Source organism: Brevundimonas sp. CURTG3B2_SDJG (genome assembly GCF_057364705.1).
This window is the reverse complement of sequence record NZ_JBNFOJ010000072.1, coordinates 1-11,549: the sequence shown is the minus strand read 5'-3', so window position 1 is coordinate 11,549 and position 11,549 is coordinate 1. Positions and strand designations below refer to the sequence as shown.

Below are 11,549 nucleotides of genomic sequence, written 5' to 3'. Positions count from 1 at the left end.
AGGCCGGATCCGGCGCGGGCGGCGGCTCGGGTCGGGGCGGGGCCGGCGTCGGCTCCGGGCGGAGCGGCGGGAGAACGACGGCGTCGATCTTGCCGGACCGCAGCTCCTGCGTCGGCCCAGCCAGCTCGAGGTGAACCGGTCATACCCCTCCGTCGCGCGGGCCCGGGGCGTGGACGGTCAGGCGATCGTCACATGCGTCATCCAGCCCGACACCCGGCTGAGGGACTGCCGCGTGCTGCGAGAGACGCCGGCGGACCAGGGATTCGGCGAAGCCGGCCTCAGACTGGCCCGGGAGTACAGGTACCGGCCGCCGATGCGCGACGGCCGCCCGGTGGAGGGACACGCGGTGATATTCGCCGTCGATTATCAGCGACGGCCGCGATAGCGGATCGCGTCAGGCGTTGACGGAAACTGAATCCTCTGTATAACGCCCGCTTCCGCGAAGGGCGCGCAACGCTCCTGGTCTGTTGACCGGAGCGTTTGTTGCGTCCGCACACGCGTATCTGGAGAGCTTCGTGGCCCGTATCGCTGGCGTCAACATCCCGACCAACAAGCGCGTCGAAATCGCGCTGCAGTACATCCACGGCATCGGCCCGGCCGCCGCCAAGGACATCACGTCGAAGGTCGGCATCGAGCCGGCCCGTCGCGTCAACCAACTGACCGACGCCGAAGTGCTGCAGATCCGCGAGACGATCGACCGCGACCACACCGTCGAGGGCGACCTGCGTCGCGAGACGTCGATGAACATCAAGCGTCTGATGGACCTGGCCTGCTACCGCGGCCTGCGTCACCGCAAGGGCCTGCCGGTCCGCGGCCAGCGCACCCACACCAACGCCCGCACCCGCAAGGGTCCCGCCAAGCCGATCGCCGGCAAGAAGAAGTAAGAGATAGCCATGGCCAAGGAACCGGGTCGCGTTAAGAAGCGCGAGCGCAAGAACATCACCTCGGGCGTCGCCCACGTGAATGCGTCGTTCAACAACACGATGGTGACCATCACCGACGCTCAAGGGAACGCGATCTCCTGGTCGTCGGCCGGTCACATGGGCTTCAAGGGGTCGCGCAAGTCGACCCCGTACGCCGCCCAGATGGCCGCCGAGGATGCGGGCCGCAAGGCCGCCGAGCACGGCGTGAAGACGCTGGAAGTCAACGTCTCGGGCCCGGGTTCCGGCCGTGAGTCGGCGCTCCGCGCCCTGCAGGCCGTCGGCATGACCATCACGACCATCCGCGACGTCACCCCGATGCCGCACAACGGCTGCCGTCCGCCCAAGCGCCGCCGCGTCTAAGCGAACGACGACCGACTATATCTCCGCCGGTCCTGCCGCCCTGACGAGGAGCGAGGGACCGGCGAACTCCGTTTTCGAGGGACATCCATGATCGAACGTAACTGGCAAGAGCTGATCCGTCCCGAGAAGCCGCAGATCGAGGCCAGCTCCGACCCCCAGCGCAAGGCGCGCCTGGTCGCCGAGCCCCTGGAACGCGGTTTCGGCGTGACGCTCGGCAACGCCCTGCGCCGCGTTCTGCTGTCGTCGCTGCAAGGCGCGGCGGTGACGGCCATCCAGATCGACGGCGTCGTCCACGAATTCTCGTCGCTGGAAGGCGTGCGGGAAGACGTCGTCGACATCGTGCTGAACATCAAGCAACTGGCGCTGCGCATGCACGCCGAGGGCCCCAAGCGCATGACCCTGCGCGCCACGGGCCCCGGCCCGGTGACCGCCGGCCAGATCGACGTCCCCGCGGACATCGAGGTGCTGAACCCGGATCACGTCATCTGCACCCTGGACGACGGCGCTTCGGTCCGCATGGAACTGACCGTCCAGAACGGCAAGGGCTATGTGGCTTCGGAGTTCAACCGTCCGGAAGACGCCCCGATCGGCCTGATCGCCGTCGACGCCCTGTATTCTCCGGTCAAGCGCGTCGCCTATCGCGTCGAGCCGACCCGCCAGGGCCAGTCGCTGGACTACGACAAGCTGGTTCTGGAAGTCGAAACCAACGGCGCCGTGTCGCCTGTGGACGCCGTGGCCTACGCCTCGCGCATCCTGCAGGATCAACTGCAGATCTTCATCACCTTCGACGAGCCGAAGAAGGCGGTCGAGGCGTCGGACGGCAAGCCCGACCTGCCGTTCAACCCGGCCCTGCTGAAGAAGGTCGACGAGCTAGAGCTTTCGGTCCGTTCGGCCAACTGCCTGAAGAACGACAACATCGTCTACATCGGCGACCTGATCCAGAAGACCGAAGGCGAGATGCTCCGCACCCCGAACTTCGGCCGCAAGTCGCTGAACGAGATCAAGGAAGTGCTGGCGACCATGGGCCTCAGCCTCGGCATGGACGTGCCGAACTGGCCGCCCGAGAACATCGAAGACCTGGCCAAGAAGTTCGACGACCAGATCTAGTTTCAACCCTCCGCCCAAGATCTGCGGATCGCGGAGCGGTTAGAATGAGAGAGCCCCAGGTCCGGCGCGCCGGATACCAGGGTTGAGTAGGAGAGACCCCGATGCGCCACGGCGCCGCCTATCGCAAGCTCGGCCGTACGGTCAGCCACCGCCAGGCCATGTTCGCCAACATGGCCGCCTCGCTGATCAAGCACGAGCAGATCACGACGACCCTGCCCAAGGCGAAGGAACTGCGTCCCTTCGTCGAGAAGCTGGTCACGCTCGCCAAGAAGGGCGACCTGCACGCTCGCCGTCAGGCCATCAGCCACGTCCGTGACGTGCCGCAGGTCGGCAAGCTGTTCGAGACGATCGGCCCGCGCTACGCCGACCGCAACGGCGGCTACATCCGCATCATGAAGGCCGGCTTCCGCCACGGCGACAACGCCGCCATGGCCGTCATCGAGTTCGTCGACCGCGACGTCGACGCCAAGGGCCAGGATTCGGGCCCGGTCCAGATATTCGAGGGCGACGACGAAGCGTAAGCTTCCCCGTCGGGGCTAAAGAAGGGGCGGCCGGTGTGAACCGGCCGCCCTTTTTCGTTTCGGACAAAGAGGGCCGCATGGCGGACAAGGTGACATTCCTGGGCGGGCGCGCGGTCTTCGTCTGCGCCTTGGACGGTCCGCGCGTGACGTCGGAGGCCGACGCCCTGGACCTGCTGGGCGGCCTGTGGGGCCTGGAGGCCGACTGGCTGGCCCTGCCCAAGGCCCGCCTGGGCGAGGACTTCCTGCGGCTGCGCACCGGTCTTCTGGGCGCCGTGGTCCAGAAATTCGTCAACTACCGCACGCGGCTGGCCATCGTCGGCGACATCTCCGCGGAGGTGGAGGCCAGCGACGCCCTGCGCGACTTCGTGCGCGAGGCGAATTCAGGCGACCACGTCTGGTTCGTTCAAGACATGGCGGCGCTGGAGGCCCGATTGTCGGCCCGCTGAACCGGCTCGGCCGCGCGCGGCTCGCATCCGGCCAGGATGGACAGAACGGCTACGCCGGCGACGACGACGGCGGTGCACCCATAGGCCAGATCGTCCAGGCGGGTGCGACGGTTCGGGGTGTTCTTCTTGCTGTGCGACATCGTCCAGCTTCAAGCCGATTTCCCGCCGGACCGAAATCGATTAGATGGGGCAGGCCTGTGAGCCAGGATCACATGACCGCCCGAGCCCTGCCGCCCCTGACCGCGCTCCGCGCCTTCGAGGCCTTCGCCCGCCACGGCGCGATGACGGCGGCGGCGCGCGAACTCTCGGTCACCCATGGCGCGGTCAGCCGGCAGATCGCGGCGCTGCAGGCTTCGCTGGGCGTCGACCTGGTCGAGGGGCCGCGTCACCGCCTGGCCTTGACCCCCGCCGCCGCGCCTGGCCGAGGAGCTGACCCCGGCCTTCGCCGCCATTCGCCGCTCGGTCGACGCGGCCCGCCGCGCCGGCCCCACCGAGATCGAGGTCTCCTGCCTGGGCACCCTGGCGGTCAAATGGCTTATCCCGCGTCTCCCAGGCTTCCTGGAGCGCCATCCCGAGGTGCGCGTCCGGCTGTCGGAATCCTATGTGCGCGCCGATTTCAGCCGCGACCGGTTCGACGCCGCCATCCGCATCTTCAATCCGGACCAGACCGCCCCGGGCGCCGAGGTCAGCGAGATCATGCCCCAGATGCAGGGTCTGGTGGCCGCGCCCTCGGTCGCGCCGCCAGGCAGCGCCTGGGCCGATCTGGCGGACCTGCCGCGGCTGCACGCCGCCACCTTCCCCGAAAGCTGGCGAGTGTGGGGCGAACTGGCCGGCGTGGACATCGGCCCGGCCCGGATCGAGCGCGAGTTCGGGCACAACCACTCGATGATCGAGGCGGCGCCTCCGGCCTGGGCCTGGCCATCGTCAAGCACATCGTCAACCGGCACCGCGGCGGCCTGACCGTCGAGAGCGCGCCGGGCCAGGGCGCGGTCTTCACCGCCTACTTCCCGATCGCGCCGGGCAAGCCGGGTGCGACAGGCGGATGACGCCAGCGTCACGAGCGGCCGGGCCTCGTAACAGAACTGTCACGCCGCCGTCTTAATCCGCTGACCATTCCCGGGCAGTTTCCGCGCCGGGGCGAACCGGGCGACCGGACCGTTCCGATTCCCTTTCCCGGTCGCCTCCCCGGACCCTGATGACCTGGCTCTTTCTGCCGATCCTGATCGTCGCAGCGGCCGCCGCCTGGTTCGGCGCGCGCGCGCTGGCCCGTCGCCGCTCCCAGGGCCAGTGGGCGCACTCTCGCCCCAACCAGCACGCCGCTTACGCCCTGATCTGGACGGCCGTGCCGGCGCTCCTGGTGCTGATCGCCGCCTCGATCTTCTCCGGCCCGGTGCAGCACCAGCTGATGGCCTCCGGCGCGCCCGAGGCCGTGCAGCAGCTCGAGCCCTTCCGCCGCCAGGCCTTCTACGCCGACGCCCACGCCGTGGGCGAAGGCCGCCAGACCGCCCAGATCTGGCCCGCCCACTACGCAGAGCTGCTGCCCGCCGAGGGCCGCCGCGCCGCCCGTATCGACCTGATGCTGGCCTTGGCCGGGATCACCGGCGCCGCCCTGGCCGCCGTCCTGGGCGCCCTGTTCGTCTTCAGCCAGATCCGCCCCGGCCTGCGCGCCCGCAACCGGGTCGAGGGCTGGATCGTCGGATTGCTGTTCACCTGTTCGGTCGTGGCGGTGCTGACCACGATCGGCATCATCTCGTCGCTGGTCTACGATTCGGCGCGCTTCTTCTCGTCGGTGCCGATCACCGAGTTTCTGTTCGGGACCCAATGGAGCCCGCAGACGGCGATCCGCGCCGACCAGGTCGGCTCGTCGGGCGCCTTCGGGGCCCTGCCGCTGTTCGCCGGCACCTTCCTGATCATGATCATCGCCATGCTGGTGGCGGGGCCGGTCGGACTGTTCTCGGCCATCTATCTGTCCGAATACGCCGGGCCGGTGTTCCGGGCGACGGTGAAGCCGGTGCTCGAGATCCTCGCGGGCGTGCCGACCGTCGTCTACGGCTTCTTCGCCGCCCTGACCGTCGGTCCGGCGCTGCGCGTCTTCTTCAATACCATCGGCTCCTGGCTGGTCGGCGGCCCCCTGGACGGCCTGGGCCAGTACCTGATGCTGGTCCAGAATCAGATGGCCCTGGTCGCCGGCGGGGTGATGGGCATCATGCTGATCCCCTTCGTCAGCTCCCTGTCCGACGACATCATCAACGCCGTGCCGCAGTCCCTGCGCGACGGCTCCTACGCCATGGGCGCGACCAAGTCCGAAACGGTGAAGCGGGTCCTGCTGCCCGCCGCCCTGCCCGGCGTCGCGGGCGCGATGCTGCTGGCCATGTCGCGGGCCATCGGCGAGACCATGATCGTGACGATGGCCGCCGGTCTGGCCGCCCGCCTGACCCTGAATCCGCTCGAGACCGTGACCACCGTCACCGTCCAGATCGTCACCCTGCTGACGGGCGACCAGGAGTTCGACAGCCCCAAGACCCTGTCGGCCTTCGGCCTGGGCCTGACCCTGTTCCTGGTGACCCTGCTGCTGAACATCGTCGCCCAGCGCATCGTCCAGACCTATCGGCAGCAATATGACTGAGACGGCCCTCGACACGCCCGTTCAGACCTCGGCGCGCGCGGATCGCCTGCGCGCCGGCCTGAAGCGCCGGTACGCCCGCGAGCAGCGCTTCAAGCTGTATGGCCTGCTGGCCATCGGCGTGGCCGTCGGCTTTCTGCTGCTGCTGCTCGGCCGCATCATCGACCAGGGCCACACCGCCTTCTACAGCCACACCGTCACCGTGCCGGTCTACATGGACCCGGCCCGGGTCGACCGCGCCTATCCGCAGGGCACCAATTTCGAACAGCTGGCGCCGAACAGCAGTTGCGCCGGATGAACATCACGGACGACGCCCAGGGCTCGAAAGCCGCCGCCATGCGCAGGTTGTTCTCGTCCGAGCTGAAGTTCGCCGCCGCCGACCGCATCGCCAAGCAGCCCGGGCTGATCGGCCAGACGGTGACCATCGCCGCCCCGGTCTCGGACGACGCGGACCTCTATTTCAAGGGCGAGATTGAGCGCTCCACCCCCGCCGACCAGCGCCGCCTGACCGACGAGCAGATCGACTGGCTGGATCGAATGAAGGCCGGCGGCCAGGTCTCCGCCCACTTCAACGCCGCCCTGTTCCAGCGCGGCGACTCGACCGAGCCGGAGCTGGCGGGGGTGCTGGGCGCCGTCATCGGCTCGGCCCTGATGCTGCTGGTCACGGCTCTGGTGGCCATCCCGCTCGGCGTCGGCGCGGCCCTGTATCTGGAAGAGTTCGCGCCCAAGGGCCGGCTGACCGATCTGATCGAGGTCAACATCAACAACCTGGCCGCCGTGCCGTCGATCATCTACGGCCTGCTGGGCCTGGCTCTGTTCATCAACTGGATGCACCTGCCCCGCGCCAGCCCGCTGGTCGGCGGCCTGGTGCTGGCCCTGATGGCCCTGCCGACCATCATCATCGCCACCCGCTCGTCACTGAAGGCCGTGCCGCCCTCGATCCGCGAGGCCGCCCTGGCCATGGGCGCCAGCCGCACCCAGACGGTGTTCCAGCACACCCTGCCCCTGGCGATGCCGGGCGTCATGACCGGCGCCATCATCTCCATGGCCCACGCGCTCGGCGAAACCGCCCCGCTGCTGTTGATCGGCATGGTCAGCTTCGTCCCGGGCCTGCCCCACAGCCTGGTCGAGCCGACCGGCGCCCTGCCCTCGCTCGTCTACATCTGGGAGAACGCCTCCGAGCGCGCTTTCCACGAGCGGACCGCGGCCGCCATCCTGGTCCTGCTCGCCTTCATGATCGTCATGAACGCCGCCGCCATCCTGCTGCGCCGGCGCTTCGAACGCCGTTGGTGATCCCCATGTTCTCAAAGATCTTTCGCGCTCCGGAAGGCGATCAGGGCGAGGGCGCGCCCTCGGACGCCCCCGTCATGACCGTCCCGACGGTGACCCACGGCGCCGCGCCCATCGGCCCGACCAAGATCGCCGCGCGCGACGTCTCGGTCTTCTACGGCGAGAAGCAGGCCCTCTACGACGTCTCGCTGGACATCCCGGACAAGACCGTCACCGCCCTGATCGGCCCGTCGGGCTGCGGCAAGTCGACCTTCCTGCGGACCATGAACCGCATGAACGACACCATCAGCCACGCCAAGGTCACGGCCGGATCGAGATGGACGGCGAGGACATCAACGCCCGCGCCGTGGACCCCGTGCTGCTGCGCGCTCGCGTCGGCATGGTGTTCCAGAAGCCGAATCCCTTCCCCAAGTCGATCTACGAGAACGTCGCCTACGGCCCGCGCATCCACGGCCTGGCCGCCTCCAAGGGCGAGCTGGACGGGGTGGTGGAGGCCTCGCTGAAGCGCGCCGGCCTGTGGGACGAGGTCGCCGACCGCCTGCATGCCCCCGGCACCGGCCTGTCGGGCGGCCAGCAGCAGCGCCTGGTCATCGCCCGCGCCATCGCCGTCGAGCCGGAAGTCATCCTGATGGACGAGCCCTGCTCGGCCCTGGACCCCATCGCCACCGCCAAGATCGAGGAGCTGATCGACGAACTGCGCGAGCGCTACTGCATCGTCATCGTCACCCACTCCATGGCCCAGGCCGCGCGCGTCTCGCAACGCACCGCCTTCTTCCACCTGGGCCGTCTGGTCGAGACCGGCGACACCGAGGAAATCTTCACGAATCCCCGCGAGCGGCGCACCCTGGACTACATTACGGGGCGCTTCGGCTGATGAACCAGCACACCGTCAAGGCCTATGGAGACGAGCTCAACCAGCTGACTGCCGAGGTCGCCCGTATGGGCGGCCTGGCCGAGGCCCAGGTCGCCGACGCCGTCGAATCCGTCGCCCGCCGCGACGTGGCCCTGGCCCGCGCCGTGGTCGAGCGCGACGCGCGCCTGGACGGCATGCACCGCGACATCGAGAAGAAGGCCATCCGCCTGATCGCGCTCCGCGCCCCGGTCGCGTCGGACCTGCGGCGCACCCTGGCGGCGATGAAGCTGGCGGTCGATCTGGAGCGCACCGGCGACCTGGCCAAGAACATCGCCAAGCGCGCCCTGATCCTGGCCGAGGGCGAGCCGATGCAGCCCCTGACCCGCTCCATCGAGCGCATGGGCAAGCTGGTTTCCATGCGCCTGCGCGACGTGCTGGACGCCTACGCCGCCGCCGAGGTCGACCGCGCCATCGCCGTCTGGAACACCGACGACGAGGTGGACGAGCACTACAATAGCCTGTTCCGCGAACTGCTCACCTACATGATGGGCGACCCGCGCACGATCAGCGCCTGCACCCACCTGCTATTCATGGCCAAGAACCTGGAACGCATCGGCGACCACGCCACCAACATCGCCGAGACGATCCACTACGAGATCACCGGACTGGAGTTCGCGGGCGAGCGTCCGCGCTGGAACCCGGATCCGGACACCGACGAGCCGACCCCCGCCTAACGACCCTGCCTGACGACCGGAGAGCCTGACGTGCAGCCCTATGTTCTGGTGATGGAAGACGAGGACGCGCTCGCCACGCTGCTGTCCTACAACCTCGAGAAGGAAGGCTACCGCGTCGTCGTCGCCTCCGACGGCGAGGAAGGCATGCTGCAGATCGACGAGCGCCTGCCCGACCTGGTCCTGCTGGACTGGATGCTGCCCAAGCTCTCGGGCATCGAGGTCTGCCGCCGCATCCGCGGCCGGCCCGAGACCCGCAACCTGCCGATCATCATGCTGACGGCCCGCGGTGAGGAGAGCGACCGCGTTCGCGGCCTGGACACCGGCGCCGACGACTACCTGACCAAGCCCTTCTCGATGACCGAGCTGACGGCCCGCATCCGCGCGGTCCTGCGCCGCATCCGCCCGGGCCTGGCCGACGACCGCATCAACCACGGCGACATCGTCATCGACCGCGTGGCGCACCGCGTGCGCCGCGCCGGCTCCGAGATCCACCTTGGCCCGACCGAGTTCCGCCTGCTGGACCACTTCATGCAGCACCCGGGCCGGGTGTTCAGCCGCGAACAGCTGCTGGACGCCGTGTGGGGCTCGGACGTCTACGTCGAGGCCCGCACCGTCGACGTCCACGTCGGCCGCCTGCGCAAGGCGCTGAACGTCGACGGCACGGTCAACCCGATCCGCACGGTCCGCTCGGCGGGGTATTCGCTGGACCTGGGCAGCTAGGCTTCCGTCGGGAGCAGGGCGGACGGCGATGGCCTCGCCCCGCCCTTCACCCCGTCCAGGTGTCTTCAAAGACACGCTGGAAATTGCCGCCCAGGATCTTGTCGACGACTCGCGCCCCGTACCTCCGTCGCCGCAGTTCGTCCGCGATCACCGCGAAGCGATCGGGCCGGTTCAGCCCGGTGACGAAGGGCGGCGGCCCTTCGCCGGGCGCGGCGACGCCCGCGGCCTTGCGCTGCTCCAGACTGGCGTTCCAGGCCGCCATGCTTTCGGGCGAGGTGTCGAAGGGCCACAACAGGGCGTCGCTGCCGATGCCGACGTGGTCCTCGCCGCAAACGTCCAGGGCATGGATCAGGTGGGCGAAATAGACCTCCAGCGAGGGCTGGGCCGGGGCCGTCGTCAGATAGCTGAGTTCGTAGATCCCCATCACGCCGCCGCGCTCGGCCAGGGCCCGCATGAGGCGGTCGGACTTGTTGCGGGGATGGGGGTGAACGGCGTCGCAGCCCGCGTGGGTGATCAGCACGGGCTGGCGCGACGCCGCCACGGCGCCCAGACTGGACGCCTCGTCGCTGTGGCTGACGTCGACCGTCACGCCTCGGGCGTTCATGCGCTCGACCGCCCGTCGCCCCAGCGCGGTCAGGCCGGTGGACGGCGACGACATCGTGCCCGAGGCGAAGGGGTGGTGCGATTGTAGCTGAGCCCCATCACCCGGACGCCGGCGGCGCGGAACGGGTCGATCGCGTCGACATCCCCTTCCAGCATCTCGGCGGCCTCGAACGAATAGATGACGCCCAGCCTGCCAGTCGCCCTGGCGCGAGCCAGATCGCCCGGCGCGAGGACTTTCAGATAGACGTCGGGATTCAGCGCCAACGCCTTGTCGATGTCGGCGATGGATTGCGCCGTCTCGGCTCGAGACTCGTTGCCGGAACCGCCGATGGTCAGCTTGGCCGCCGTCAGGCCCGACGCGCGGATCAGGTCGCGCGCCTCCTGGTCCAGAGGTTTTTCGGGATCGATCGGCAGCACCAGATTGCCGTTGATCAGGACCGTCCCGGGTCCCGCCCGACGGCCGGAGGCTCCCGGGACCGTGGCGCAGGCCGTCAGGGTCGAGGCGGCGACGGCGCCCAAGAAGAGGCGGCGATTGGTGGTCATGGGCCCGCAGTCTCCAGCTTGACCGGAGAAATATGTAGGACCCTACCTATATGTCAATCGGCGGACGCATTCCCGAGATCTGAGCCATGATCCGGTCGAACATCGACCGGCGGTCCAGCGCATCGTCCAGCCGGTCGAGCAGGCGGACCAGGTCCCCCGCCTCGTCGTTCAACTCCTGCGCGGCGGCGTTGAAGGCCTCCCACAGCGGCGTGAGCCGGTTCGCCAGAGCCTGCCCGCTCTCGGTCAGGTGCACCAGTCTACGTCGTCCGTCCTCGGCGGCGGCCAAAGAGGCGATCAGGCCGGCCTTCTCCATGGACCGGCTGGCTTCGCTGACCGAGGCGTGGGTGATGCGAAGGATCGCCGCGATCTCGCCGACGGCCATGGGGCGACCGTGCTCGACCAGTTGGCGCAGGATGCCGTACCAGCGCTGCTCGAACCGGACATTCTGGGCCGCATAGACCCGGGTTCCGTCGCGGTCGATTCGTTCGGACGCCCGGCGCAGGCGGGCGCCCAGGGCCGCGCCGCCGAAGCTGCGGCTGTAGTCATGGGAATCGGACATCGCGAAATCCGGCGAACAAGAGGGCGCACGTCTTCTGGACCCATTCATCCGGACTTCAAAACCCGCGCCGGCCCGACGGCTCAACGGAGCGGGTTCACAGCCTCGCTCAACCCGTTAGGGTCCCCCGACATCTCAAGGAGTCCGCCCATGCGTCGTCGCACCTTCCTGTCGACCCTGCCCGCGGGGGCCTTGCTGGCCGGAAGCGGCGTCGCCCAGGCTCGAACGTCGGCGCAAAGCCGCGCCCCAGGCGCCCTCGCCCGCCCGGGC

At 69.0% G+C, this 11,549-nt stretch carries 12 protein-coding genes and 5 pseudogenes; 14 read left to right on the top strand and 3 right to left on the bottom strand.

Going from position 1 to position 11,549, the window contains the following annotated elements:
• From AC2W7C_RS06840 to AC2W7C_RS06815, 6 genes are all read left to right on the top strand, one after another.
• Positions 1–385 (top strand): energy transducer TonB (locus tag AC2W7C_RS06840; RefSeq protein WP_486000764.1); only part of this gene is annotated, 385 nt, incomplete at its 5' end.
• 130 nt (positions 386–515) lie between these two features.
• A complete protein-coding gene (gene rpsM, locus AC2W7C_RS06835) occupies positions 516–884 on the top strand; it encodes a 30S ribosomal protein S13 (RefSeq protein ID WP_486000763.1) in 369 nt (122 codons plus the stop codon).
• A gap of 9 nt (positions 885–893) precedes the next feature.
• Positions 894–1,283 (top strand): 30S ribosomal protein S11, encoded by a 390-nt coding sequence (gene rpsK / locus AC2W7C_RS06830; protein ID WP_439472707.1) that lies wholly within the window; start codon positions 894–896, stop codon positions 1,281–1,283.
• An 87-nt stretch (positions 1,284–1,370) separates the two neighbouring features.
• Positions 1,371–2,390: a DNA-directed RNA polymerase subunit alpha gene (locus tag AC2W7C_RS06825; RefSeq protein ID WP_486000762.1), complete on the top strand. Its 1,020-nt coding sequence runs from the start codon at positions 1,371–1,373 to the stop codon at positions 2,388–2,390.
• Positions 2,391–2,491: 101 nt separating this feature from the next.
• Positions 2,492–2,911 carry a 50S ribosomal protein L17 gene (rplQ, locus tag AC2W7C_RS06820; RefSeq protein ID WP_486000761.1) on the top strand — a complete coding sequence of 140 codons (420 nt, stop codon included), beginning with the start codon at positions 2,492–2,494 and terminating at the stop codon, positions 2,909–2,911.
• 77 nt (positions 2,912–2,988) lie between these two features.
• Entirely contained in the window at positions 2,989–3,357 is a 369-nt protein-coding gene (locus AC2W7C_RS06815) for a DUF4180 domain-containing protein (protein WP_486000760.1), read from the top strand.
• On the opposite strand, the gene AC2W7C_RS06810 is transcribed toward AC2W7C_RS06815, so the two are convergent.
• Positions 3,315–3,497, bottom strand: a complete 183-nt coding sequence (locus tag AC2W7C_RS06810; RefSeq protein WP_486000759.1) for a hypothetical protein — start codon at positions 3,495–3,497, stop codon at positions 3,315–3,317. The two genes, AC2W7C_RS06815 and AC2W7C_RS06810, sit on opposite strands and share 43 nt — an antisense overlap.
• A gap of 72 nt (positions 3,498–3,569) precedes the next feature.
• On the opposite strand from AC2W7C_RS06810, the pseudogene AC2W7C_RS06805 reads away from it, so the two are divergent.
• The 8 genes and pseudogenes from AC2W7C_RS06805 to phoB form a co-directional block, all read left to right on the top strand.
• A pseudogene (locus AC2W7C_RS06805) lies at positions 3,570–3,758 on the top strand (LysR family transcriptional regulator); the annotation flags it as partial.
• Between the two features lie 16 nt (positions 3,759–3,774).
• A complete protein-coding gene (locus AC2W7C_RS06800) occupies positions 3,775–4,317 on the top strand; it encodes a LysR substrate-binding domain-containing protein (protein ID WP_486000765.1) in 543 nt (180 codons plus the stop codon).
• Positions 4,239–4,403, top strand: a pseudogene (locus AC2W7C_RS06795) (ATP-binding protein); the annotation flags it as partial. The gene AC2W7C_RS06800 and the pseudogene AC2W7C_RS06795, both read left to right, overlap by 79 nt.
• A 149-nt stretch (positions 4,404–4,552) precedes the next feature.
• The gene (pstC, locus tag AC2W7C_RS06790; protein ID WP_486000758.1) at positions 4,553–5,983 is read left to right on the top strand and encodes a phosphate ABC transporter permease subunit PstC; all 1,431 of its coding nucleotides are present in this window, start codon (positions 4,553–4,555) and stop codon (positions 5,981–5,983) included.
• A pseudogene (gene pstA / locus AC2W7C_RS06785) lies at positions 5,976–7,273 on the top strand (phosphate ABC transporter permease PstA). Before pstC ends, pstA begins: the two are co-directional and overlap by 8 nt.
• Positions 7,274–7,347: 74 nt before the next feature.
• Positions 7,348–8,144: pseudogene (gene pstB, locus AC2W7C_RS06780) on the top strand (phosphate ABC transporter ATP-binding protein PstB).
• Complete coding sequence (phoU, locus tag AC2W7C_RS06775; protein ID WP_486000757.1) at positions 8,144–8,857, top strand: phosphate signaling complex protein PhoU; 714 nt, start codon at positions 8,144–8,146, stop codon at positions 8,855–8,857. Before pstB ends, phoU begins: the two are co-directional and overlap by 1 nt.
• 30 nt (positions 8,858–8,887) lie before the next feature.
• Complete coding sequence (gene phoB / locus AC2W7C_RS06770) at positions 8,888–9,577, top strand: phosphate regulon transcriptional regulator PhoB (protein WP_486000756.1); 690 nt, start codon at positions 8,888–8,890, stop codon at positions 9,575–9,577.
• 46 nt (positions 9,578–9,623) lie between these two features.
• Here the strand turns inward: phoB and AC2W7C_RS06765 are convergent.
• Positions 9,624–10,723 (bottom strand): annotated as a pseudogene (locus tag AC2W7C_RS06765) (dipeptidase).
• A gap of 46 nt (positions 10,724–10,769) precedes the next feature.
• Positions 10,770–11,282 (bottom strand): MarR family winged helix-turn-helix transcriptional regulator, encoded by a 513-nt coding sequence (locus AC2W7C_RS06760; RefSeq protein ID WP_486000755.1) that lies wholly within the window; start codon positions 11,280–11,282, stop codon positions 10,770–10,772.
• Positions 11,283–11,549 lie beyond the last annotated feature (267 nt).

What these genes read in the sequence shown, in the direction of transcription:
- rpsK (WP_439472707.1), top strand. Translation starts at nt 894, where the DNA reads ATGGCCAAGGAACCGGGTCGCGTTAAGAAGCGCGAGCGCAAGAACATC.
- AC2W7C_RS06825 (WP_486000762.1), top strand. Translation starts at nt 1,371, where the DNA reads ATGATCGAACGTAACTGGCAAGAGCTGATCCGTCCCGAGAAGCCGCAG.
- rplQ (WP_486000761.1), top strand. Translation starts at nt 2,492, where the DNA reads ATGCGCCACGGCGCCGCCTATCGCAAGCTCGGCCGTACGGTCAGCCAC.
- AC2W7C_RS06815 (WP_486000760.1), top strand. Translation starts at nt 2,989, where the DNA reads ATGGCGGACAAGGTGACATTCCTGGGCGGGCGCGCGGTCTTCGTCTGC.
- AC2W7C_RS06810 (WP_486000759.1), bottom strand. Translation starts at nt 3,497, where the DNA reads ATGTCGCACAGCAAGAAGAACACCCCGAACCGTCGCACCCGCCTGGAC.
- pstC (WP_486000758.1), top strand. Translation starts at nt 4,553, where the DNA reads ATGACCTGGCTCTTTCTGCCGATCCTGATCGTCGCAGCGGCCGCCGCC.
- phoU (WP_486000757.1), top strand. Translation starts at nt 8,144, where the DNA reads ATGAACCAGCACACCGTCAAGGCCTATGGAGACGAGCTCAACCAGCTG.
- AC2W7C_RS06760 (WP_486000755.1), bottom strand. Translation starts at nt 11,282, where the DNA reads ATGTCCGATTCCCATGACTACAGCCGCAGCTTCGGCGGCGCGGCCCTG.